Genomic DNA, 24,447 nt, shown 5'->3' with positions numbered 1-24,447 from the left:
AAGTAAAATAATATGATAAAAAATAAGATATCACCACAACTAAATATACTGTTTTCATTTATGATTTTGATACTTATTGGGTCAGTACTTTTGGCTTTACCCTTTGCAGTTACCGGACTAACTGATGTAAGTTATTTTGATCATTTATTTACAGCAACAACCTCGGTAACAATTACTGGGTTAACAACAGTTAATGTGGCTAAAACATATACCCTCTTTGGTAAGATAATTATTGGCTTATTAATTCAACTTGGTGGATTGAGTATTACAACACTAGCATTTTTTATCTTCACTATTTTTGGGGCAAAAATTGGTTATAAACAAAGAGATTTAATTAGAGAAAATACTAATTTAAATACAAGAGTTGGTATCGTTAAAACAATTAGAAAAATTGTAAGAATTACCGTTATTATTGAAAGTATCGGTGTTATATTATTTACTGCATTTTTCAATTATCAGGGGTATAATTTAGCTGATTCATTTGGTAATGCATTATTTCATACCATCTCATCATTTAATAATGCGGGGATAACAATATTTTCGGACAATAATAGTTTAATGATGTTTAGTAATAATTATTTATTTAATATATTAACTATTTTACTTATTTTAACAGGGGGAATTGGGACGATAGTTATTTATGATATTTATGAGAAAAAAAGTTTCAGGAAACTAAGTTTCCATTCAAAAATTATCTTAAAAATGACTTTAATTTTATTCTTGTTTGGTGCAGTTAGTTTTTATTTAATTGAAAAGGATGCAAGTATTTTAAATGCACTATTCCATTCAGCAACAACAAGAACAGCAGGATTTTATACATATGATTATTCGGTTGCTAAAAATGCAACAATTCTTATAACAATTAGTTTAATGTTTATTGGAGCAGCACCTGCTTCAACGGCTGGAGGGATTAAAGTAACAACCTTCTATACAGTGTTAAAGTCAATTACTGGCTTTATTAAAGGGAAAGATCCGATTGCTTATAAGAGAAAGATTCCTAGAGAATATCAGCAAAAAGCATATTTTATTATAATTGCTAATTTTATAATTTTGCTTACCGGGGTAATAGTAATTACAATATTTAATAACGATATATCTCTTACAAGTATTTTATTTGAAGCAGGTAGTGCACTGTCTAATACTGGGTTATCACTGGGGATAACTAGCAGTTTAACTAGATTGTCACAAGGTATAATTATTTTCTTAATGTTTATTGGTAGACTTGGAGTTATTACATTTATTAGTTCATTTATATTTAAACAACAAGTAGATGTAAGGAATGTTGATTATATTGATATAAATTATTTAATTTAAAAAAGGATGTGTTAAAGTTGAAAAAAACTATCGGAATTATCGGAATGGGAAGATTTGGAATAAGCTTAACAGAATCATTTGCTAAAAATAATGTTGATGTTTTAGCATTAGATTATAGAAAAGATAGAATTGAACGTGCTAGTTTATTTACTGATTATACTATTGTATGTGATTCAACAAATGAAGATGCTTTAAAGGAATCAGGAATTAAAGACTGTGATCACGTGATTGTTGCATTTGGTCAAGAAGAAGATATGAATATTGCAACTACTATTGTTACAGTAATTAGATTAAAAGCTTTAGGAATAAATAAAATTACAGTAAGAGTAGATGATGAATCATTTGTTGATACAATGCATTTAATTGGTGCAGATGATATTATTTTTCCACTGAAAATAGCTAGTGAAAAAATTGCAAATAGAATAACTAGTGATAGTGTTATTGACTACTTCAAAATGACAGATAGTTTTGATGCATATGAAATTGAATTAAAGAAAGAATTTAGGGAAATACCTATTGTTGAATTAAATGCTAGAAGTAAGTATTATATTAACATTTTAGTAATTATTAGAAATGGTGAAAAATTAGTACCAAATAAAGAATCAGTCCTAAAACCTAAGGACCATTTAATTATTTTTGGTAGAAAGAAAGATATTAACAAGATAATTAACTTTTTTGATACTTTCATTTGACAAAGGTGATAATATATAGTAATATATTAGACGGTACAAAATTTATTCCACAAAAAAAGCCCCTTGAAAAAGGAACTTAAGGAGAAAAAAAAGAATGAAAACATATATGGCAAATAATCAAACAGTTGATCGTAAATGGTTCGTAGTTGATGCAGAAGGCAAGACACTAGGACGTTTAGCAACTGAAGTTGCAAGTGTATTACGTGGTAAACATAAACCAATCTATACTCCACATGTAGATTGCGGAGATTATGTAATCGTAGTAAATGCAGACAAAATTAAATTAACAGGAAAAAAATGGGATCAAAAAATCTATTATAGCCACAGTGGTTATAATGGTGGTCTTTCTGAAAAAACAGCTAAAGAAGTTATGGAAAAATTCCCAACTCGTATGGTTGAAAAAGCAGTAAAAGGTATGTTACCTAAAACATCATTAGGTGAAGATATGTACCGTAAATTATACGTATATGCAGGATCAGAACATCCACATATCGCACAAAAACCAGAAAGTTTGGAGGTTTAATTCATGGCTAAAGTACAATATTTAGGAACAGGTCGTCGTAAAAAATCAGTTGCTCGTGTTATCTTAACAACAGGAACAGGTAAATTCATCGTTAATGAACGTGAATTCACAGAATATCTTCCATCAGCAGCAACAAGATTAGACGTAATGCAACCAATTGAATTAACAAATTCAAATGGTAAATATGATATTACAGTTAATGTATTCGGTGGCGGTTTAACAGGACAAGCAGGAGCAATCCGTTTAGGTATTACTCGTGCATTATTAGAAGTTAACCCAGACTTAAGAGATGTATTAAAGAAAGCTGGATTAGTAACTAGAGATCCACGTGCTAAAGAACGTAAGAAATACGGATTAAAGAAAGCACGTCGTGCACCACAATTTTCAAAGAGATAATTTTAAAGTGGAGAGCCTTTGGGTTCTCTATTTTTTTATTTTAGATTGTATATTGAAGCCAAATCTATTATAATATAATAGATAGAGTTAAGGATGTGTTAATATTGAAAAAAGTTAGAACAAGATATGCACCAAGTCCAACTGGTTTCCTACATATTGGGAACGCAAGAAGTGCATTATTTACTTATTTATATGCAAAACATTATAATGGAGATTTTGTAATTAGAATCGAAGATACAGATGTTTTAAGAAATGTTGAAGGCGGAGAAGAAAGTCAGTTAAAGTATTTAACATGGCTAGGTTTAGAATGGCAAGAATCACCAGATAAGGGTGGCCCATTTGGTCCATACCGTCAGTTAGAAAGATTAGAATTATATCAAAAGTATGCAAATATTTTATTAGAAAAAGGTTTAGCATATAAAGAGTACCGTGAGGATAGTGATAAGTTTGCTATCCGTTTTAGAGTTCCAGAAAATAAGACTTATGAATTTGATGATATAGTTAGAGGAACACTTAGATTTGAAAGTAAAGAAGTTGAAGACTGGATTTTAATGAAAGATAACGGAATTCCAACATATAACTTTGCTGTTGTAATAGATGATCACTTAATGGAAATTACAGATGTTTTAAGAGGTGAAGAACATATTACAAATACACCAAAACAAATGATGGTATATGAAGCTTTTGGCTGGGATATTCCAAGATTTGGTCATATGACAATTATTGTTAATGAAGAGCGAAAAAAACTATCTAAGCGAGATAAAAATGTTATTCAGTTCATCCAAGAATATGAAGAAGCAGGATATCTTCCGGAGGCAATGTTTAACTTCATTTCGTTATTAGGATGGTCACCAGGTGGTGAAGAAGAAATCTTATCAAAGGATGAAATAATTAAATTATTTGATCCAAGTAAATTATCAAAATCACCAGCTATGTTTGATAAAGTAAAACTTGGTTATATCAATAGTAGATATATAAAAATGTTAGATGACAATATTTTAAAAGATAAAGCTAAAGTTTTCTTTGATAAAGCAAATATTCAAATTAAAGATGATAACTGGTTATTAAACTTAGTTAAATTATTTAAAGATAGAATGAGTTATGTCGGGGAAATTGTTGAATTATATAATAACTTCTTCCATCATGAATTTAGTTTAAATGAAGAAGAGTTAAACGTATTAAAAGAATTTAATAGCGAAGAAATGTTATTGACATTTGAGAAACTATTAAGTGATTTAAATGATTTTACTCATGATGCAATAAATGATGCAATTAAAGAAACTGGTAAAATTACAAATACTAAGGGTAAACCACTTTTCATGAGTTTAAGAATTGCAACAACAGGAGATATGCACGGGCCAAGTTTACCAATGACGTTAGAATTACTTGGAAAAGATGAAGTTTTAAATAGAATAAAATTAACTATTAAACTACAAAGAGGTGGATTATGAAAAAAATAGGTGCTTTAATTATAACGTTATTGTTAGCTGTTACTTTAGTGGGATGTAATAAAGATAAAACATACGCTAAAGCGAAATTTAATAATTTTGAAAATCTTGGGACATCAATCAAATTTGATTTAAAACTTGAAGATCCAGATCGAGAAGTAACATCAAGAATTTATATTCAAATTAAAGAAGACGGATCAAGTACTGTTAAAGAAGAATTAACATTTACTATTAAAGAATTAGAAGAAGAAGATAAAGATAATATTGAGTTTAAGAATTTAACTGTAGGTAAAAATTATACAGTATTTGTAAAAGCGACAATTGGTGAAAAAATTTTAACAATTGGGACTAAATCATTTAAAGCAAATGAACCAGTTGAAAAAACAATTCAAACAGTAGATGAGTTTTTTGCAATTAGTCAAAATCCTAACGGTCATTATACCCTTGGTGCAGACTTAGATTTTACAGGTAGAGAAGCTGATGTTAAACAAAATTTAATAAGAACATTTAGTGGTGTTTTTGATGGCAATAATAAAACAATTAGTAATTACAAAATTGATTCAACAAATACAAGTATTGGTTTATTTGGACAACTTTCATCAGGTGCTGTTGTTAAAGATTTAATAATTGATACTTTAACAATCAAACCAGTAAGTAAAGTAACAGGTTCAAGATATGTAGGTATTTTATTTGGACAAGCACAATCAAATTCAACAAAAATTAGCAATATAACTATTAAAAATAGTTCAATTAGACTAGCTATCAATAGTGAATCAAATTATGTTAAAGTTGGATTACTTGGTGGTGTTACAACAGCTAAAATTAATGATGTTAATATTATAGATAGTAATATTGATATTACTCATGAAAGAATTGGGACAACAAGAGTTGGTGGTTTAGTTGGCGAAATTAAATCAAACGTAAGTTCTATTCAAAGAGTAAAAGTAGAAGCTAATATTGATGTTAGTGTTGAACAAAAAGCTGAAGCTGGTTTACGTGGTGGAAAAAATGCATTATATATTGGTGGGATTATTGGTGATGCATCAGAAGTATTAATCAATAATGTTATCTCAAAAACAAATATTAATGTAGATAAACTAGACTATGTTATTGCATCAGAAAGTAATTTAAGTGACGAAAACAAAAAGAATCCTAAAGATATTAATTTAGAAGTAAACATTGGTGGTTTATTTGGACAATCAATGAGTGTTGAACCAAAAGATATGATTCATAGTGGTAATATTAAAGTTGGTGCTTATACATTAGATAATCAAGTTAAAGAAAAAAATGAAAACGATGAAGAAGTAATTAAAGAATTAAAATACACATATAAAATGAGCCTAAATGTTGGTAATTTAATTGGTCAAACTGGTATTTATAACTCAAGCGTTAAAAACTTAGTTAGAGTTGGTGGATTACAAGAAGTGGCAGCACAAAATGAGTTAGTAACATTAAAAGCAGGTACACTATTTGGTATATCAAGAAATACTGAATATAATTTTAGTAAAAATTATGGATATATTAATGTATCAGATGTTTTAGAAGATATTAAAGAGTTTACTTCATTAGAAGAAGTATTTGGTACAGATCACTGGATTATTGAAAATAAATAATTAAAAAATAAAACTATATTAGGATTTCTAATATAGTTTTTGTTTTTATTGGTTGTCTTTAATTTTAATTAGTTCATCTTTAGTAAAATTATATTTTGTTTTACAAAAATGACATTCAACTTCAATTCCATCGTCTTCAATTAATTCATCCATTGTTTGATTATCTAATGCAGATAATGATTTAGCAAAGCGATCTTTTGAACAATTACATTCGTATTTTAATTCTTTTGTTGCTAACACCTTTTGTGTTCCATTAGAAATAAATTCAAGCATATCTTCAATTGTTCTACCATCATTTAACCATCTACTAATTGGCCCAGCACCATTAATACTATTTTCTAGTTTAGTAATAACTTCATCGCTTGCTCCAGGTAACACTTGAACAATAAATCCCCCAGCACTTAAAACTGACTGATCAACATTTACTAACACACCAAGTGAGACAGCTGATGGTGTTTGTTCACTGACAACAAAATAATTAGCAAAATCTTCAGCAATTTCTCCTGATACTAATTCAGTTGAAGAAGTAAAAGGATTTTTCATATTTAAATCTTTTGTGATATGAAGAAAACCATTTCCAACGGCAGCACCAACATCTAACTTACCTTCTTTTTTTGCTCTGATATAAACATTAGGATTAATGATGTCGCCTCTTACTACACCAAGCCCATTTGATTCAACGAGCATTGTTCCAATTGGACCATCACCTTTAATTTGTAGTGTTAATTTTTCATCATCTTTATACATTAGACCCATTAGTCCGGAAACTGTTAAAAATCTACCAAAAGCTGCTGTTGCTGTTGGTAATGTTTTATGAATTTGTCTAGCTTCTTCAACAAGATTTGTGGTATTACCTATATATATTCTTGCCATATTATCATATGCTGTTGCAATTAATGCATAATTTTTCATAAAATGTTCTATATTTAAATACTAAATTTAAATATATCTCCTTTCCTTATTTATTTAAAATATTTCTTAATTATAATATAATATTTTAAACCTACAATATATATTTTAACATATTAATATAATTGTGATACAATTAATGCGGTGATAAAATGTCTTTTAAAATTAGAGATATAAAGATAGAAAATAAAGTAGTTCTTGCCCCAATGGCAGGAGTATCAAATAGTCCTTTTAGAATTCTTGCTAGAAAATATGGAGCTGGTTTAGTTTTTGCTGAAATGGTCTCAGATAAGGGATTACTTCATAATAATGATAAAACTAAAAAAATGCTATATATGGAAGATGTTGAAAAGCCGATGATTCAGCAAATTTTTGGTTCAGACTTAGAAACAATGGTCAAGGCTGCAAAATATATTGATAAAAATAGTAACTGTGATGCAATTGATATTAATATGGGTTGTCCTGTTCCTAAAGTTGCAATTAAAAATCAAGCAGGCTCCGCATTAATGAAAGATCCAGATAAAATATATGAAATTGTAAAAGCAATTGTAGGTAGTGTAAGTAAACCTGTAACAGTTAAGATTAGAAGTGGTTGGGATAGCAATAGTGTTAATGCAGTTTTAGTTGCTAAAAAAATTGAAGAAGCAGGTGCATCATTAATTACAGTTCATGCTAGAACAAGAGCACAAGGATATTCTGGAGAACCAGATTTAGACGTTATTAAGGCTGTAAAAGAAGCTGTTAATATACCTGTTATTGGTAATGGTAATATTATTGACGGAAAGTCTGCAATTAAAATGTTAGAGTATACTAATTGTGATGCAGTAATGATAGGGAGAGCAGCACTAGGAAATCCTTGGATTTTTAGGGAAATTGATGCTTATTTAAATAATAAGCAAGTACCAGAGCGTCCAACAAACACTGAACTATATGATTTAATTGTTAATCATTTAAGTGAACTAAAAAAGTTTAAGGGTGAAAAACTTGCAACCTTAGAGATGAGAGGTCATGCACCATGGTATTTAAAGGGTCTTCCTAATGCTAGCGAGATTAGAAAAGAACTTTCTAAAGCAGGAACTTCTAAAGAAATGATTGATATTTTGGGAAATTATCTTATTAAATAAAAAATACTTTGAAATTAAAACCTTTGTATGTTATGATATTACTAATTCATAAATAAAAGGGTTTTTTATTTTTGAATATGAGAGAAAAATGAGGAAAATAGATAAAATGAAACAAAAAATAGGAATAGTAGTATGTGGAAATTCGGGGATCGATTATTTAAATATTGATTTCCCAGTTAAAGTAATTAGGTCAACGTTATTACTTGATGGTAAAGAATATGAAGATTATGTTGATATTAAAGCAGAAGATTTTTATAAATTAGTTATTGCAAATCCAAATATCGATATAAGAACATCACAAACATCAACTGGTAGAATTTCTGAAGTTTATAATGAATTAAAAGAAACAGGAGTAACAGATATTATTGTTATTACAGTATCTTCCAAGTTATCAGGTACATTTCAAGGTGCAATATTAGCTAAAGAATTAGTTGACGATATCAATGTTTATGTAGTTGATTCAAAGTCTGTTTCACAAGGTGAAGTGTTCTTAGTTGAAAAGGCTATTGAATTAATTAATAAAGGAATAGATGCAGAGGATATTTATAATAAACTAAATGAACTAAGAGATAATTTAAAAATCTATGTTTTAGTAGATACTCTAAAATATTTAGTTAAAAATGGAAGACTATCTGCAACAAGTGGTTTCCTTGGAACAATGTTAAAAATTAAACCACTTTTAGTAGTTAATGAAGAGGGAAGTTTAGTTCCATTTGAAAAAATCAGAACCACCTCTAAAGCAAGAGAAAGACTATTTAAAATCTTAACTGAAAAAATAAAAGATAAAGATGTATCAGTATATATTGCTTATACAAGTAATAAAGAGGAAGCAATAGAATTTGCAAGTAGACTTAAAGAACAAAACAATATTAAAGTTGAAGTTGTTCCACTAACTCCAGTTGTTGGAGCTCATGCCGGACCTGGAACAATGGGAGTAATAATAATTAATAATAATTAAGGAGTATAACATGGCAAAAACAAAGGATTTAATTAATGAGTTGTTGGTTGAAGTATTCAACCACATTTTATCAATTGAGGAAAAAGAATTAAGAGATAGAGGTGTTACTCTATCAATGACAGAAATTCATGTTTTGGAGGCAATCAAATTATCTGACATTCCAACAATGACGAATGTAGCAAATAGACTAAGAGTAACAGTTGGAACTCTAACTACTTCTATTCATACGCTAGTCAAAAAAGGTTATGTACTAAGAACTAGAGGCGTTGAGGATAAGAGGGTTGTAAATCTAAAATTAACTGATCTTGCAAAAGAAGCGTTAGTAATTCATGATAGATTCCATGATGAAATGATTGATTCAGCGCTTAAGGATTTAAATCTCAGTGAGGATGAAGTGTTAATTAAGTCACTTGAAGGAGTCAAAGAATACTTTAAAAATAGATACTAGTTTTCTAGTATTTTTTTTACTAAAACGCTTTAGGCAATTATTTATTTTAAAATCATTTTTTTATTGTATAATTAAAGTAAATAGTATATAAAGGAGTTTTATTTAAAATGAAAGAACTTTTATTGATCAAGAAAACAAAGGTATTTGCATTAAATTCAAACCCTGAACTAGCTAAAATTATTGCTAGAGAAGCAGGATTTAAGCTAAGTGAAATTGAGTTAATCAGATTTTCAGATGGTGAGATTGGATTAAACATTAGCGAAAGTGTACGTGGTTTTGATGTTTTCGTAATTCAATCAACAAGTAATCCAACAAATGAACATTTAATGGAGTTATTAATATTTGCTGATGCGGTTAAACGTGCATCTGCAAAAAGTTTAACAGTTATTATGCCTTATTATGGTTATTCAAGACAAGATAGAAAAGCTAAATCAAGACAACCAATTACGGCAAAATTAGTAGCAGACTTATTACAAGTAGCAAAAATCGATAGAATCTTATCAATCGATTTACATGCTGCCCAAATCCAAGGTTTTTTCAATATCCCAATTGATAATTTCCCAGCAGCACCACTACTTGCAAACTATTTCTTAAAACGTAAAAAATTAGAAAACGTAGTTGTAGTTTCACCTGACCATGGTGGAGCAACCAGAGCTAGACAATTTGCTAAATTATTAGATGCACCACTTGCTATCATTGATAAGCGAAGACCAGAACCAAATAAAGCTGAAGTTATGAGCATTATTGGGGAAGTTGAAGGTAAGGTTGCTATTTTAATTGATGATATAATTGACACTGCTGGAACACTTTGTGCTGGAGCAAGTGCATTAATTGAAAAAGGTGCGACAGAAGTTTATGCTGCAGCAACTCATGCTATTTTTTCAGGTAACGCAATTAAAAATATTGAAAACTCACCAATTAAAGATGTAATTGTAACGGATACTATTAAACTTAGAGAAGATGCAATCAAATCTAAGAAAATATCTCAAGTAAGTATTGGTTCTTTACTAGGAAAATCAATCTTACATATTATTGAAGATTTACCAATCAGTCAATTATTTGCTGAAATTGAAACATTAGAAGTATTAGAAAAAGAATAAAGAAGTGATTAAATGAAATTAATTATAGGTTTAGGTAATGTCGGTGAAAAATATCATTTAACTAGACACAATGTTGGTTTTATCGTTTTAGATGAAATTGCTCAAAAATTAAATATTGATTTTAAATTTGATAGTAAACTAGAATCATTTATTGCTGAGAAAAGAATAAATGGTGAAAAAGTAATATTTTCAAAACCAACAACATATGTTAACCTAAGTGGTAATGCTCTTAGTAAAATCATGTCATATTATAAAATAGAAGTAGATGATATATTAGTAATATACGATGACATTGACTTAGAACTTGGTAAGTTAAGAGTAAGAGAAACTAATGGCCATGGTGGTCATAATGGCGTTAAAGATATTATTAAACATCTAAATACGAAAGATTTTAAAAGAATAAGATTTGGAATTGGATTAGATAAATCAATGCCACTAGATCATTATGTTTTAGGTAAATTTAGTAAACAAGAACTAGAAACAATTAAACCTGTAGTTATTGATGCTATGAATGTTGTTGATGATTTTATAAGTGAACAATATTTTAAAGATGTAATGACTAAATATAACACAAATAACTAAGGGCTTTTTAGCCCTTTTCTTTACTTGAGGTGAAAGATGAAAATATTGAATAAAGAGTTTAAAAATATTTTATTAAATAATGAAAAATATTATTATAATTCAGTAGATAGTTATAATATATATTTAATTAAAGATCTGTTTTATCAAAAAGATGAAACAATTTTTGTCGTACTTCCTAATTTATATGAAGCTCAAAAATATTATGATAGTCTTAATTTAATTATGGATGAGGAAGATATTTTATTTTATCCAATTGATCAAACATTAACTCAAGTAATGTCATTAGGTAGTCCTGAATTTCAAAGTGAAAGATTATTTACAATTAGAAGATTATTAAGAAATAAAAAAAGTATTGTTGTAACAACTCTAGATGGTATTTTAATGCGTCAGTTAAAGCCTATAGACTATTTGAATAGTAATTTAGTCTTAGAAAAAAATAAAGAGTATGATTATAATGGGATTAGGGATTTCTTAATTAGTAGTGGCTATTCTTTTAGTTATATTGTAGATATGCCAGGAACATTTTCCATTAGAGGTGGAATTGTTGATATTTATCCAAGAGACAATGAAGGTCCTTTTAGACTGGATTTTTTTGATAACTATTTAGAAAGTATTAAAGTTTTTGATCCTGAAACTCAGAAATCTATTGCTCAAGTTGAAAAAATAGAAGTTAGTCCGCTTTACGAACTTTTCTATACAACAAAAATGATGGATGAGGCAATAAAGAGAATTGATAAACACTTTAGTAATTTTAAGTTATCAAAAAAAGAATTACAAAGATTTGATGAAGATATGGAAAAAATAGCTTTAAGAAAAAACTTACAAACACTTAATATTTATATTCCATTCTTTAATGAAGAAGAAACGTCGGTTATTGATTTTGTTTCTAATAAACAAATAATTATTATTGATAAACATAAAAGTGAGATTAATGAAAAACAAAAAATTGATGATTTACAAACTTTCGAAAGAACATTAGATGGTAAAAGTTTTTCATCTATTCCTTTTTATCAAAACTACTTAAATATGTTTGCTAGAAGTGATATTTTTATTACTAACGGCAAAATTAGTGAAGTAGGATTTGATATAGGAGTATTAAAAACTACTGAATATTTTGAAAACTTACCACTTTTTTACTATGACCTTATCAACAGCTACAAGAATTATGAAATCATTATTTCAATCAACAATGATTTTTATAAGAAAAAACTACTTGAATATTTTGCGTCAAAAGATTTTAATGATTATTCTTTAACTACTGAACAAATTGTTGGTTCATTTATTTTAAATCGCGAAAAAGTTATTTTCATCAATGAAGAGAGTATATTTAATTTTAAATCAAACAGAAAAGCTAAGTATCGTAGTGTTTTAAATCAAGCAACTAAAATTAGTAATGTTGATGAGTTAAATGTTGGTGATTATGTTGTTCATTATGACTTTGGTATTGGTAAATATATGGGCTTAAAAACCATGGATTTAAGTGGTGGAACTAAAGACTATTTGTATATTATGTATAAGGATGATGAGTCATTATACGTACCAATTGACCAAATTGATTTAGTCTTAAAATATAGTAGTGAAGAGGGAGTAATTCCTAAATTATCAAAAATGGGTAGCAAGCAATGGGATGCTACCAAACGTGAAGTAAGAAAGAAAATTAAAGAATTAAGTGATAGATTAATTAAACTTTATGCGCTTAGAGAAGAAACAATTGGTTATGAGTTTAATGCTGATGATAATCTTCAAATTGAGTTTGAAAATGATTTTAAATATGAATTAACGAAAGACCAAGAAACAAGTATTAAGAAAGTTAAAGAGTTGATGCAAAGACCTAAACCAATGGACTTGTTAATTATCGGTGATGTTGGGTTTGGTAAGACCGAAGTTGCTCTTAGAGCAGCTTTTAAGGCTGTTTTATCAGGGAAACAAGTATTATACCTAGTTCCAACTACAGTGCTTGCTAGACAGCATTATTTAACCTTTAAATCAAGGTTTGAGAAGTTTGGGGCAGTAGTTTCTTTAATGAGTAGATTTGTTAGTGCTAAAAAGCAAAAAGAAACAATTGATAAACTAGGTAAAGGATTAGTTGATGTTGTTGTTGGGACTCATCGCTTATTATCAGAGGATGTTAAATTTAGTGATTTAGGTTTAATGGTAGTCGATGAGGAACAAAGATTTGGAGTTATGCATAAAGAACGTATTAAAGAAATAAAAGTAAATGTTGATAGCTTAACCCTTAGTGCAACACCAATTCCTAGAACGTTACAAATGACAATGATGGGATTAAAAGATCTAACAACAATTGAAACGCCACCAAGAAACAGATATCCAGTTCAGACTTATGTTATACCAAGGGAAGATGCTTTAGTAAAAGAGGCAATTAGAAGAGAGATTGCTCGAGGGGGACAAGTGTTTTATTTATATAACAAAGTTGTTGATATTGAACGAATTGTTTTAAAGATTAAAGACTTAGTTCCAGAAGCGAGAATTACTTATGCGCACGGTAAGATGACTAAAAATAAGTTAGAAGATACAATTAGTGATTTTATAGATCATGAGTATGATGTCTTAGTTTCAACAACAATTATTGAAACGGGAATTGATATTCCAAACACTAATACTTTAATTATTCATGATGCAGATAAACTAGGTCTATCTCAACTTTATCAAATTAGAGGTAGGGTTGGTAGAAGTGATAAGATTGCTTATGCATATTTAATGCATGAAGCAAATAAAGACTTAAATGATGAAGCATATAAGAGATTAAAAGTGCTTGAAGAATTTACGGAATTAGGAAGTGGCTATAAGATTGCTTTAAGAGATTTATCGATTAGAGGTGCTGGTGATATTTTAGGTAGTGAACAATCAGGCTTTATCGATTCAGTTGGTTTTGAAATGTATATGCAGCTCTTAAATGAAGTTATCCATAATAAGGATGAGTTAAAGGTTGAAAGCGAAAATACTAATATATATTCAAAACGTACGGTAGATAAGGAATATATTGAAGAAGATAGTATTAGAATTGAAATTCATAAACAAATAAACAAGATTCAAACTACTTCTGAGCTAAAGGAACTAGAAAATGAACTAGAAGATAGATTTGGTAAATTAAGTGACGAGTTAAAAGAATATATGTATGAAAAATTATTTAAAAAACTATTTTATAAAATCGGTGGTTATAAGATAATAAACGGACGTGGGAGTGTTAGAATTTCAGTAGATAAACTATCAAGTAAAAATATTGATGGAAGAAAACTATTTGAAGTTGTTAACAAAAGTGAGTATGATCTTAAACTCAGTTATTTAAACGATGAAGTTGGTATTGAACTTAATTATAATAACAATAAACAACACTGGTTGTTAACATTTTCTATCATAATTGAAGAATATTTGTCAAAAATAATTATGTGAAAAAACGTTTTCATCAAGATAAAAATGCATAACAGTTGCTATTGGTATATAATAAAAATGATAAATCATGTAGTAAATATTATTAAGGAGTGAATAGTAATGAAAGCATGGGAAGGTTTTAAAGGCGGTAACTGGGAAAAGACAGTTGACGTGAGAGATTTTATCAGTAGTAACTATACTGAATATACAGGAAGTTCAAATTTCTTAGCAGGAGCAACAGATGCAAGTAAGAAATTAAACGAAATGTTTTTTAACTTTTTAAAAGAAGAAAAACAAAAAGGTGGAGTTATTGAATTAGATACAAGTGTAGTATCATCAATCGTTTCACATGGTGCAGGATACATTGATCAAAAATTAGAAAAAATTGTTGGATTACAAACAGACAAACCATTTAAAAGAGCATTCCATCCATATGGTGGAATTAACATTGCAGTAAATGCTGCAAGTGCATACGGTTATGAAATTGATGAAAACTTAAAACATATTTTTACTGAATATAGAAAAACACATAACCAAGGTGTATTTGATGCATATACAAAAGAAATTAGAGCAGCAAGAAGAAGTGGTGTAGTTACAGGTCTACCTGACGGTTATGGTAGAGGTAGAATTATTGGTGACTATAGAAGAGTTGCTTTATACGGTGTTAACTTTTTAATTAAACAAAGACAAATGGAGAAAGAACAAATTACTTTCCCAATGACAGAAGACAAAATTAGACTTAGAGAAGAAATTACAGATCAAATTAATTCACTTAAAGAATTAATTGAGTTAGGTAATATTTACGGTTTTGATATTTCAAGACCAGCAGAAAATGCAGCAGAAGCAATCCAATGGGTATACTTAGCATATCTTGCAGCAGTTAAAGAACAAAATGGTGCTGCGATGAGTTTAGGTAGAACATCAACATTCTTAGATATTTATATTGAAAGAGATATTGCAAATGGGCTTTTAACTGAAGTTGAAGCTCAAGAATTAATAGATCATTTCATCATGAAATTAAGAATGATTAGATTTGCTAGAACACCAGAATATAATGACTTATTTACAGGAGATCCAACATGGGTTACTGAATCAATCGGTGGTATGAATTTAGATGGTAGAAGTTATGTAACTAAAAACTCATTTAGATACTTACAAACATTATATAATTTAGGAACATCAGCAGAACCAAACTTAACAGTTTTATGGTCAGATGGATTACCTGAAAACTTCAAACGTTTCTGTGCAAAAGTTTCAATTGATACATCAAGTATTCAATATGAAAATGATGAACAAATGAGACCAACACATGGTGATGATTATGGTATTGCATGTTGTGTTTCACCAATGGCTATTGGTAAAGAAATGCAATTCTTCGGAGCACGTGCAAACTTAGCAAAAGCATTACTATATGCAATAAATGGTGGTCGTGATGAAAAATCAGGCGATCAAGTATTTACAAAATATGTAACAGACGTTTTAAAAACAGATGTATTAGATTTTGATGAAGTTTGGAATCGTTTTGATAAAACAATGGATGAATTAGCAGAAGTTTATGTTAACGCATTAAATATTATTCACTACATGCATGATAAATATGCATATGAAAAAGTTGAAATGGCTCTACATGATGTAAATGTAACAAGATTCTTCGCAACAGGTGTTGCAGGATTATCAGTAGTTGCAGACTCATTATCAGCTATTAAACATGCAAAAGTAAAACCAATTTATGATGAAGAAACAGGTTTAGTTGTTGACTTTGAAACAGAAGGAGACTTCCCTAAATATGGAAACAATGATGATGCAGTTGATCAATTAGCTGTTAAAGTAGTTGAAGTATTTATGAACAAGATTAAATCAAATCATACATATAGAAACTCAGTTCCTACAATGAGTGTATTAACAATTACTTCAAACGTAGTTTATGGTAAGAAAACAGGTAATACACCAGATGGTAGAAGAGCTGGAGAAGCATTTGCTCCAGGTGCTAACCCAATGCACGGTAGAGATAACTCAGGTGCTTTAAAATCATTATTAAGTGTTGCTAAGATTCCATGTGAATCATGTCAAGATGGTATTTCAAATACATTTACAATGATTCCACAATCACTTGGTAAGAGTGATGAAGTTATTACTGAAGACGGCTTTACATTTGAAGGTGACATTAAAGTTGATAACTTAGTTGGAATTTTAAATGGATATTTCAACAGTGGCGGATATCACTTAAATGTTAATATTTTAAACCGTGAAACATTAGTAGAAGCTTATAATAATCCAGATTTATATCCAAACTTAACAATTAGAGTATCAGGTTATGCTGTTAACTTCTCAAACCTAACAAATGAACAAAAGTTAGAAGTTATTAGTAGAACATTCCATGAAAGTAGATAATGTTGGTAACGTTCATTCGATAGAAACATTTGGCGCATTTGATGGACCAGGAGTAAGATATATTGTATTTTTACAAGGGTGTCCATTTAAATGTCAGTTTTGCCATAATAGAGATACATGGAGTACAAGAACTAACAAATTAATGTCAGTTGATGAAATCTTTAATGACTTTTCAAAGTATAAATCATTTTATAAAACCGGTGGTATTACTGTAAGTGGAGGAGAACCTTTATTACAATTACCATTTCTAATAGAATTATTTAAAAAATTTAAAAGTGAAGGAATTCATACATGTATTGATACTAGTGCTGCATGTTATAACGTTAGAGAAAATGATAAATTTAAAGAACTAATGAAGTATACTGACTTAGTCTTACTAGATATCAAACAAATCAATGATGAAAAACATAAAGTATTAGTTGGATCATCGAATAAAAAAGTTTTAGATTTTGCTAAATTTTTGGATGAATTAGGTGTTAAGGTAAACACTAGACACGTTTTAGTTCCTGGTGTTAATGACGACTTAGATGATTTAATTACTTTAAGAAAGTTTTTAGATACACTTAACAACATAGTTAAAATTGACGTGTTAGGATATCATTCTAAAGGTCAAATTAAATGGGAACAAATGGGCTTAACTTATCCACTTGATGGGGTTAGAGAAGCAACAAAAGATGATGTTAAAATAGCAGAAAATATTTTAAAATCAGGTTTTAAATATATGCAAGAATAATTTATATTAAGAGTGTTACTACTTGTAATGCTCTTAATTTTTTATTTTTGGGTCTAGAGATATAATTGTATGTTATAATAATAAATGATAAATAGAAGTAAAGAAGAGGCGATAGTATGTTGCTAGATGGGCTTTTAATTTCTAAAAAAAGAAATGAAGAATTAAAAACTAAAATTAAAAATGAAAATCTTAAATTAAAAACATCAATTATATTAGTAGGTGAAGACCCGGCTAGTTTAGTTTATGTAAAGGGTAAAATAAAGGCTTCTAAAGAAGTTGGTATTGAAACAGAATTAATTAATTTAAGTAATGATATTAAAGAGTCTGAGTTAGAATTATTAATCAAGAGATTAAATAATGATAGTAGTGTTAATGGAATTTTATTACAATTACCACTACCTAAAGGCTTTAATGAAAAGAAAATGATTAATTTAATAGACCCTAATAAAGATATTGACGGCTTTACAACAATCAACCAAGGAAAACTATTTCAAAAATTAGATTGTATTAATGCTGCAACCCCACAAGGGATTATTAATCTTATCGATGAATATAAGATTGATGTAAGTGGAATGAATGTTGTTGTTATCGGAAGAAGTCAGATTGTAGGACTACCAATTGCTAAACTTTTACTAGATAGAAATGCAAGTGTTACAATTTGTCATAGTAAAACAAAAGATATAAAATTATATACTAAAGAAGCTGATTTAGTTGTTGTTGCTGTTGGTATAGCAAAACTCTTAAAAGAAGATATGGTTAAAGATGGGGTTATCGTAATTGATGTCGGGATTAACCGTATTGATGGGAAACTAATTGGCGATGTTGATTTTGAAAATGTCAGCAAAAAAGCAAGTTACATAACACCAGTTCCAAGGGGAGTTGGTCCAATGACAATTAATGCACTTTTAGAAAATGTCTATAAGATAAGCAAAATGGAGCGTGATTAAATGAATATTTGGCATGATATAAGTAAAGAGCGAATTTCAAAAGAAAAGTTTATCTCAGTAATTGAAATTTCAAAAGGAAGTAAGAAAAAATATGAGCTAGATAAAGAAACTGGCTTAATTATTTTAGATAGAATTTTGTTTACGTCAACTCATTATCCAGCAAATTATGGTTTTATACCAAGAACATATTCAGATGATAATGACCCGCTTGATGTCTTAGTTTTATGTCAAGAAGACATTGAACCAATGAGTTTAGTGGAATGTTATCCAATTGGTGTAATGAAAATGATTGATGATGATGATGTTGATGAAAAAATAATTGCAGTACCACTGGGCGATCCATCAATGACATCTTATAAAGATATTAATGATTTACCACAACATTTACTAACAGAGATTGGTCACTTCTTTGAAACATATAAGGCCTTAGAAGGTAAACAAACATATGTGTTAGATATTGAAGGTAGAAAAGAAGCAGAAAAAATAATTGAATATGCAATGAAAAATTATGAAGAAACGTTTTTAAAAAAATAAGGAAGTGTAATAATGGGAAGAGCGTTTGAAGTTAGAAAACAAGCAATGGCAAAAACTGCTGCTGCAAAAACAAGAATTTATTCAAAATATGGTCGTGAAGTATATATGGCCGCTAAAGGTAATCCAGATCCAGAAATTAATATGGAACTAAAAAGAATTATTGAAAGAGCTAAAAAAGAACAAGTTCCTGGAGATATTATTAAAAGAGCAATTGATAAGGCTAAAGGTGGAACTGATGAAAACTATTCAGAAGTTAGATATGAAGGTTTTGGTCCAGGTAATAGTTTATTTATCGTCGAATGTTTAACTGATAATGTAGCTAGAACAATTTCAAATGTTAGAAATTGTTTTACAAAATCAAATTCAAAATTAGGAATATCAGGTTCTGTTGTTCATATGTTTGAAGAAAAATCAGTTTTTGCAATTAAAGATATGACAGAAGATGAAATACTAGAAATAATTATAGAAAATGATATTGATGCAAGTGATATTGAAGAAGATGAACAAGGTGTAAGTATCTTCGGTAAGTCAACAGACTATGCTAAGATTCGTAATGCTTTACTTAGTTTTGATGATAAAATTGAGTTTGTAACAGATGAAATTATGTGGGTTCCTTTAACAGAAGTTACACTAAAAAATCAAGAAGATATCGATATGTATAACAAGTTAATGACGATGTTAGATGAGTTAGACGACGTAAAGGATGTTTATAATAACGCTATCATTGAGTAAGATGGTTTAATTAAAAAAAACCATCTTTTTTTACGTTTTTTTTGTGATATAATAAGTATAAAAGAAGGCGATAATATGAAAGATAATAAAATAAGAAAAATTCTCTTTGGAGCTTTAGAAAACGAAGCAAATAGACAGAGAAATCACTTAGAATTGATAGCATCAGAAAACTTTGTTTCAGATGATGTTTTAACTATGCAGGGCTCAATCTTGACAAATAAATATGCAGAAGGTTATCCAGGTAAAAGATATTATGGTGGATGTGAATTTGTTGATGTTTTAGAAAATGAAGCAATCGAAAGTTTGAAAAAATTATTTGGGGCTAATTTTGCAAACGTTCAACCACATTCAGGTTCACAAGCAAATATGGCTGCATATGCTGCACTTCTTGAACCAGGGGATTTAATTCTTGGAATGTCACTAAACGAAGGTGGACATTTAACTCACGGTTATAAATTATCATTTTCAGGTAATTTCTATAAAAGTGCATTTTATGGTGTAAATAAAGAAACTGAAATGATTGACTATGAAGAAGTAAGAAAAATTGCTAATAAAGTTAAACCTAAAATCATTGTTGCGGGAGCAAGTGCTTATTCAAGAACTATTGATTTTAAAAAGTTTAGAGAAATTGCAGATGAAGTAGGAGCATACTTAATGGTTGATATGGCACATATTGCCGGGTTAGTTGCAACTAACTTACACCCATCACCAATTCCTTATGCCCATGTTGTTACATCAACTACACATAAAACATTAAGAGGACCACGTGGTGGTATTATCTTAACTAATGATGAAGCAATTGCTAAAAAAGTAAATAGCGCAGTTTTCCCAGGAGCACAAGGTGGTCCGTTAATGCACGTTATTGGAGCAAAAGCAGTAGCATTTAATGAAGCGTTAGAAGATAGTTTTAAAACATATCAAATGCAAGTAATTAAAAATGCTAAAACAATGGCTGAGGAATTTAGTAAACTAGGTTATAGAATTGTTAGTGGAACAACAGATAATCATTTAGTATTAATTGATGTCTATAGTAAATTAAATCTAACCGGTAAACAAGCTGAAGATATTTTAGGTTCTGTAAATATTACAATTAATAAAAATACTATTCCATTTGATACACTTAAACCAAATTATGCAAGTGGAATTAGAGTAGGTAGTCCAGCTGTTACAACTAGAGGATTAAAAGAGGAAGAAATGAAATTAGTTGTTAGACTAATTGATCGTGCATTATTAAATTATCAAGATGAAAATATATTAAATGAAATTAAAAATGAAGTTATTCAATTGATGAGTAACTACCCATTATTTAACGAGTAGGAGGAAGATTTAAAATGATAATGAAAACAAAAATTATTCCTGATGGTAAAAAAGAATTAAAAAAACTACCAATTATTTATCATAAGGAAGCAAAGTACCTATACTACCCAGTTACTACAGCTAGATGTCCCCAAGGTGAAACTTGTGTGATTGATGGTCAAGAAGTAAAAGTTGGTGAAGTTATTGGAACTAGAAAGGCTGCTTTTTTTGAACAACCAATTCATGCGACAGTTAGTGGTAAAATTATTGCTCATGAAAAAAGACATGATGAAGCAGGAAGATTAGTTAACTATGTAATCGTTAAAAATGATTACAAGTATGAAATGCATGAATCCGTTTATGAAAGATCAGATGAAGAAGTTAACAACTTAACAAAAAAAGATTTTATTGAAATTGTAAAAGATATGGGATTAGTAGGTTTAGGTGGTAGTGCCTTTCCAACATATATCAAATTTAGCACTGACAAACAAATTGATACAATTGTTGCAAACGGTGTTGAGTGTGAACCATATTTAGTTAGTGACTTTGAACTTATGATGAATGAACCACACTGGGTAATTAAAGGACTTATATATTCAATGAATGCTATGGGTGCTAAACGTGGTGTAATTGCAATTAAGAAAAAGTATAAAGAAATTAAAGAAGTTATGGAATTTGCTTTAAAAGAATACCCAGACTACAACATTGAAGTAGTTGGTGTAGGTAATCACTATCCATCAGGATGGGAATTAGAAACAGTTAAAAATGCAATTGGGGTTAAAATACCACAAGGGCAACTAACAGCAAATCATGGTGTGTTAATCTTAAACGTATCAACTCTTGCAACAATCTTTAAAGCAATTAAATTTAGAATGCCATTACTTGAAAGATTCTTTACTTTAAGTGGTAATGGAATAAAAAATGTTAACTTTAGAGCAAGAGTTGGAACAAAGATCAGTGATTTAGTTGAACTTGCAGGTGGTTACTTGGATGTTGAAATACCAAAAGTTTTAATTCTTGGTGGACCAATGATGGGTGGTAATACTGTAAGTGATGATGTTATTATTACTCAAACAACAACATCAATGATTGTATTAAATAACGAAGAGTACTTTGAAGAGCCATGTATCCACTGTGCTGCTTGTGTTTATTCATGTCCGGTTAAGATTCAACCAGTACAAATTATGAATGCACTAAAAAATGGTGATGCTAATGGTCTTGAAATGCTTAATGTTAATAAATGTATCGAATGTGGGCTATGTTCATTTGTATGTCCTTCAAAGATTCATTTAACAGAATATATGAGAAAATCAAAACAATTTTTAAGAGAGGTAGGAAATTAAAATGCAAGCAATAGCTAAAAAAAGTCCTTATGTTAGAAAAGACACAAGTACAAAAAGAATGATGGTTGACGTTTTAATTGCATTACTACCAGTTATGGCATTTGCTTTATTTCAATATAAATTTGATTTTGCTTTAAGAGCAGTAGTTGCGAGTGTAGTTGCAGTATTACTTGAAGCATTAGCATTTGGATTAATGAAAGATGAAACTGAAACATGGAAAGAACGTTTTAAATATAAATATACAGTAAATAATATTGTTCCACCAATAATTACTGCACTTATTTTTGTCTTAACATTACCAAGCACAATTAGCTTAGTAGTTGTTGTAGTGGGAATAAGCTTTGCAATTTTAATTGGTAAAATGATTTTTGGTGGTTTAGGTAGAAATATTTTTAACCCAGCTGGTTTAGGTAGAGTTTTTGTAGCATTAAGCTTTGCAAGTTTCTTCTCCTATGAAGGAATAGATGCTATTGCAGGAGCAACAGCACTAGGTAGTTCATTTCCAGATGTCCTAAACTATTATTCAATTACCGATTTACTATTTGGTTTAGTTCCAGGTTCAATGGGTGAAATTAACAAACTTGCAATAATTATTGGTGCTATTTACTTAATAGCTAGAAGATCTGCTGATTACCGTGTTATTGTAACTAGTCTTCTAACATTTAGTTTATTTATGTTAGTAGCTGGAATTGGAATTGGATTAGATTTTAATTCAGTAATTAAATATGTATTATTCCACATTTTATCAGGTGGTTTCTTATTTGGGATAGTATTTATGGCAACTGATCCAGTTACATCACCATATACTGGTCCAGGTAGATTAATTTTTAGTTTAATAATTGGTGCACTAGTAGCAATAATTAGATTATTTGGGTCACTTCCAGAAGGTATGGTTTTTGCATTATTAGTTGCAAATACATTTGTTGCTTTAATTGATTACAAAAAATGGACAAACAGTTTATATACAAAGAAATTCATTATTGGTTATGCATCAGTTATTTTAGTAATCGCATTAATTGTGTTTGCTGGAGTAGGGGGTTTTTAAAATGAAAAAAGATACAGTAAATAAATACTTAGTCATTTTAATTTATCTTTTCGTTACTTTAGGTGTTTTAATTGGCGCAAGCTTCTTATTGACACCAGTTAAAAATAACAACATTTCAAAAGAACGACTAAAAAAATATAGTGGTTTAGTCAGTGAACTAAAAGATTTAGAAGAAACAGAGTTTGAAAAGGGAATTATTACAGAAAAATTACAAGCTAAAAATAGTGATAACAAAACAGTTTCATTATATGACGCAACACTTGCTAACGGTTATGGTGATATTCAAATGATTGTTGCAGTATTAGAAGATGGAACAATTCTTGGAATAAGTGCTAATGTAAACCAATCAATTGGTGCAAGTTTAACTAAAACATATGTTGAAGGTTATAAGGGTTCAAAAATTAATCAACCAACAACTGAAATTACAGCACCAACAGTTAGTTTCTCATTAGATACAGCAAATGCTATCTTAGAAGAAATTAGTAAATCACATGGTATTGTTGAAGAAAAATTAACAATCTATGAAGAATTATTTGGTAAAGATTATACAGAAGAAGCACAAACAAAACCAGACTTGGAAAATATTAAAGGTTATAAAACAATTTTAGTTAATGGTGAAGTTTTAGCTCACGTTTACCATATAACAGGATTAGGTATTTATAATGAACAAGAAAAAGCATCAATTGACTTAAATATTATTTTAAGCCCTGATTATACAATTTTAGGTGCTGAAGAATTAGAATATAAACATACAGGCGGCGGATTTAAGAAAAAAGTATTTGCTTATCTTGATGAACTAGCAGATGCTAAAGTAAAAATTGGTGAAGTTGAAACATTTGTATCTGATGTTACAGGTGCTACAAATAGTAGAACGTTAGTTAAAGAAATGTTAGTTGAACTTTCAAAGTTTTTATTAGGTGGTGAGTAAG

General features: G+C 29.2%; 22 protein-coding genes. 21 read left to right on the top strand and 1 reads right to left on the bottom strand.

What is annotated here, in order from left to right; all coding sequences use genetic code 11:
- Nucleotides 1-90: 90 nt before the first annotated feature.
- The 6 genes from T352_RS06645 (at nucleotide 91) to T352_RS0105215 (ending at nucleotide 5,986) form a co-directional block, all read left to right on the top strand.
- Nucleotides 91-1,314, top strand: a complete 1,224-nt coding sequence (locus tag T352_RS06645) for a TrkH family potassium uptake protein (RefSeq protein WP_162151218.1) — start codon at nucleotides 91-93, stop codon at nucleotides 1,312-1,314.
- Nucleotides 1,315-1,331: 17 nt separating this feature from the next.
- Nucleotides 1,332-2,006 carry a potassium channel family protein gene (locus T352_RS0105235; protein ID WP_162151217.1) on the top strand — a complete coding sequence of 225 codons (675 nt, stop codon included), beginning with the start codon at nucleotides 1,332-1,334 and terminating at the stop codon, nucleotides 2,004-2,006.
- Nucleotides 2,007-2,100: 94 nt separating this feature from the next.
- Entirely contained in the window at nucleotides 2,101-2,529 is a 429-nt protein-coding gene (rplM, locus tag T352_RS0105230) for a 50S ribosomal protein L13 (protein ID WP_026392059.1), read from the top strand.
- Between the two features lie 3 nt (nucleotides 2,530-2,532).
- Nucleotides 2,533-2,925: a 30S ribosomal protein S9 gene (rpsI, locus tag T352_RS0105225; RefSeq protein WP_026392058.1), complete on the top strand. Its 393-nt coding sequence runs from the start codon at nucleotides 2,533-2,535 to the stop codon at nucleotides 2,923-2,925.
- Nucleotides 2,926-3,029: 104 nt separating this feature from the next.
- Nucleotides 3,030-4,376 (top strand): glutamate--tRNA ligase, encoded by a 1,347-nt coding sequence (gene gltX, locus T352_RS0105220; RefSeq protein WP_162151216.1) that lies wholly within the window; start codon nucleotides 3,030-3,032, stop codon nucleotides 4,374-4,376.
- The gene (locus T352_RS0105215) at nucleotides 4,373-5,986 is read left to right on the top strand and encodes a ZmpA/ZmpB/ZmpC family metallo-endopeptidase-related protein (RefSeq protein ID WP_026392056.1); all 1,614 of its coding nucleotides are present in this window, start codon (nucleotides 4,373-4,375) and stop codon (nucleotides 5,984-5,986) included. The genes gltX and T352_RS0105215 overlap by 4 nt, the downstream gene beginning before the upstream one ends.
- A gap of 45 nt (nucleotides 5,987-6,031) precedes the next feature.
- Here the strand turns inward: T352_RS0105215 and hslO are convergent, their stop codons facing one another.
- Nucleotides 6,032-6,898 carry an Hsp33 family molecular chaperone HslO gene (hslO, locus tag T352_RS0105210; protein ID WP_026392055.1) on the bottom strand — a complete coding sequence of 289 codons (867 nt, stop codon included), beginning with the start codon at nucleotides 6,896-6,898 and terminating at the stop codon, nucleotides 6,032-6,034.
- A gap of 149 nt (nucleotides 6,899-7,047) precedes the next feature.
- On the opposite strand from hslO, the gene dusB reads away from it, so the two are divergent.
- The 15 genes from dusB to T352_RS0105140 all read left to right on the top strand — a co-directional run bounded on the left by dusB (nucleotide 7,048) and on the right by T352_RS0105140 (nucleotide 24,446).
- Nucleotides 7,048-8,019, top strand: coding sequence for a tRNA dihydrouridine synthase DusB (dusB, locus tag T352_RS0105205; protein ID WP_026392054.1), 972 nt, complete (start codon nucleotides 7,048-7,050; stop codon nucleotides 8,017-8,019).
- 106 nt (nucleotides 8,020-8,125) lie between these two features.
- On the top strand, nucleotides 8,126-8,977 hold the full coding sequence (locus T352_RS0105200) for a DegV family protein (RefSeq protein ID WP_026392053.1): 852 nt from the start codon (nucleotides 8,126-8,128) through the stop codon (nucleotides 8,975-8,977).
- 10 nt (nucleotides 8,978-8,987) lie between these two features.
- Nucleotides 8,988-9,425, top strand: coding sequence for a MarR family winged helix-turn-helix transcriptional regulator (locus T352_RS0105195; protein WP_026392052.1), 438 nt, complete (start codon nucleotides 8,988-8,990; stop codon nucleotides 9,423-9,425).
- 107 nt (nucleotides 9,426-9,532) lie between these two features.
- Complete coding sequence (locus T352_RS06640; RefSeq protein ID WP_035345457.1) at nucleotides 9,533-10,525, top strand: ribose-phosphate pyrophosphokinase; 993 nt, start codon at nucleotides 9,533-9,535, stop codon at nucleotides 10,523-10,525.
- Nucleotides 10,526-10,537: 12 nt separating this feature from the next.
- Nucleotides 10,538-11,107, top strand: coding sequence for an aminoacyl-tRNA hydrolase (pth, locus tag T352_RS0105185; protein WP_026392051.1), 570 nt, complete (start codon nucleotides 10,538-10,540; stop codon nucleotides 11,105-11,107).
- 36 nt (nucleotides 11,108-11,143) lie between these two features.
- Nucleotides 11,144-14,518 (top strand): transcription-repair coupling factor, encoded by a 3,375-nt coding sequence (mfd, locus tag T352_RS07215; RefSeq protein WP_162151215.1) that lies wholly within the window; start codon nucleotides 11,144-11,146, stop codon nucleotides 14,516-14,518.
- Between the two features lie 99 nt (nucleotides 14,519-14,617).
- A complete protein-coding gene (gene pflB, locus T352_RS07210) occupies nucleotides 14,618-16,888 on the top strand; it encodes a formate C-acetyltransferase (protein ID WP_035345483.1) in 2,271 nt (756 codons plus the stop codon).
- Nucleotides 16,875-17,621, top strand: coding sequence for a pyruvate formate-lyase-activating protein (gene pflA, locus T352_RS0105175; RefSeq protein WP_026392049.1), 747 nt, complete (start codon nucleotides 16,875-16,877; stop codon nucleotides 17,619-17,621). Before pflB ends, pflA begins: the two co-directional genes overlap by 14 nt.
- 116 nt (nucleotides 17,622-17,737) lie before the next feature.
- Entirely contained in the window at nucleotides 17,738-18,568 is an 831-nt protein-coding gene (locus T352_RS0105170) for a bifunctional 5,10-methylenetetrahydrofolate dehydrogenase/5,10-methenyltetrahydrofolate cyclohydrolase (RefSeq protein ID WP_026392048.1), read from the top strand.
- A complete protein-coding gene (locus tag T352_RS0105165) occupies nucleotides 18,569-19,102 on the top strand; it encodes an inorganic diphosphatase (RefSeq protein WP_026392047.1) in 534 nt (177 codons plus the stop codon).
- A 12-nt stretch (nucleotides 19,103-19,114) separates the two neighbouring features.
- Nucleotides 19,115-19,834: a YebC/PmpR family DNA-binding transcriptional regulator gene (locus tag T352_RS0105160; protein WP_026392046.1), complete on the top strand. Its 720-nt coding sequence runs from the start codon at nucleotides 19,115-19,117 to the stop codon at nucleotides 19,832-19,834.
- A gap of 75 nt (nucleotides 19,835-19,909) precedes the next feature.
- Nucleotides 19,910-21,151 (top strand): serine hydroxymethyltransferase, encoded by a 1,242-nt coding sequence (glyA, locus tag T352_RS0105155; RefSeq protein ID WP_026392045.1) that lies wholly within the window; start codon nucleotides 19,910-19,912, stop codon nucleotides 21,149-21,151.
- A gap of 14 nt (nucleotides 21,152-21,165) precedes the next feature.
- The gene (locus T352_RS0105150; protein ID WP_026392044.1) at nucleotides 21,166-22,473 is read left to right on the top strand and encodes an RnfABCDGE type electron transport complex subunit C; all 1,308 of its coding nucleotides are present in this window, start codon (nucleotides 21,166-21,168) and stop codon (nucleotides 22,471-22,473) included.
- A 1-nt stretch (nucleotide 22,474) separates the two neighbouring features.
- Entirely contained in the window at nucleotides 22,475-23,518 is a 1,044-nt protein-coding gene (locus T352_RS0105145) for an RnfABCDGE type electron transport complex subunit D (protein WP_026392043.1), read from the top strand.
- 1 nt (nucleotide 23,519) lies between these two features.
- Nucleotides 23,520-24,446, top strand: coding sequence for a hypothetical protein (locus tag T352_RS0105140; protein ID WP_026392042.1), 927 nt, complete (start codon nucleotides 23,520-23,522; stop codon nucleotides 24,444-24,446).
- The last annotated feature ends 1 nt before the right edge of the window (nucleotide 24,447 follow it).

The sequence above is a fragment of the Haploplasma modicum ATCC 29102 genome, from assembly GCF_000687835.1.
GTDB lineage: Bacteria > Bacillota_I > Bacilli_A > Acholeplasmatales > Acholeplasmataceae > Haploplasma > Haploplasma modicum.
Note: the sequence above shows the minus strand (reverse complement) of the source record. Positions and strands in the feature narration are given on the sequence as shown.

Excerpts from the sequence above, each read along its gene's own strand:
- rplM (WP_026392059.1), top strand. The coding sequence starts at position 2,101 with ATGAAAACATATATGGCAAATAATCAAACAGTTGATCGTAAATGGTTC.
- rpsI (WP_026392058.1), top strand. The coding sequence starts at position 2,533 with ATGGCTAAAGTACAATATTTAGGAACAGGTCGTCGTAAAAAATCAGTT.
- T352_RS0105215 (WP_026392056.1), top strand. The coding sequence starts at position 4,373 with ATGAAAAAAATAGGTGCTTTAATTATAACGTTATTGTTAGCTGTTACT.
- hslO (WP_026392055.1), bottom strand. The coding sequence starts at position 6,898 with ATGAAAAATTATGCATTAATTGCAACAGCATATGATAATATGGCAAGA.
- dusB (WP_026392054.1), top strand. The coding sequence starts at position 7,048 with ATGTCTTTTAAAATTAGAGATATAAAGATAGAAAATAAAGTAGTTCTT.
- T352_RS0105200 (WP_026392053.1), top strand. The coding sequence starts at position 8,126 with ATGAAACAAAAAATAGGAATAGTAGTATGTGGAAATTCGGGGATCGAT.
- T352_RS0105195 (WP_026392052.1), top strand. The coding sequence starts at position 8,988 with ATGGCAAAAACAAAGGATTTAATTAATGAGTTGTTGGTTGAAGTATTC.
- T352_RS06640 (WP_035345457.1), top strand. The coding sequence starts at position 9,533 with ATGAAAGAACTTTTATTGATCAAGAAAACAAAGGTATTTGCATTAAAT.
- pth (WP_026392051.1), top strand. The coding sequence starts at position 10,538 with ATGAAATTAATTATAGGTTTAGGTAATGTCGGTGAAAAATATCATTTA.
- mfd (WP_162151215.1), top strand. The coding sequence starts at position 11,144 with ATGAAAATATTGAATAAAGAGTTTAAAAATATTTTATTAAATAATGAA.
- pflB (WP_035345483.1), top strand. The coding sequence starts at position 14,618 with ATGAAAGCATGGGAAGGTTTTAAAGGCGGTAACTGGGAAAAGACAGTT.
- pflA (WP_026392049.1), top strand. The coding sequence starts at position 16,875 with ATGAAAGTAGATAATGTTGGTAACGTTCATTCGATAGAAACATTTGGC.
- T352_RS0105170 (WP_026392048.1), top strand. The coding sequence starts at position 17,738 with ATGTTGCTAGATGGGCTTTTAATTTCTAAAAAAAGAAATGAAGAATTA.
- T352_RS0105165 (WP_026392047.1), top strand. The coding sequence starts at position 18,569 with ATGAATATTTGGCATGATATAAGTAAAGAGCGAATTTCAAAAGAAAAG.
- T352_RS0105160 (WP_026392046.1), top strand. The coding sequence starts at position 19,115 with ATGGGAAGAGCGTTTGAAGTTAGAAAACAAGCAATGGCAAAAACTGCT.
- glyA (WP_026392045.1), top strand. The coding sequence starts at position 19,910 with ATGAAAGATAATAAAATAAGAAAAATTCTCTTTGGAGCTTTAGAAAAC.
- T352_RS0105150 (WP_026392044.1), top strand. The coding sequence starts at position 21,166 with ATGATAATGAAAACAAAAATTATTCCTGATGGTAAAAAAGAATTAAAA.
- T352_RS0105145 (WP_026392043.1), top strand. The coding sequence starts at position 22,475 with ATGCAAGCAATAGCTAAAAAAAGTCCTTATGTTAGAAAAGACACAAGT.
- T352_RS0105140 (WP_026392042.1), top strand. The coding sequence starts at position 23,520 with ATGAAAAAAGATACAGTAAATAAATACTTAGTCATTTTAATTTATCTT.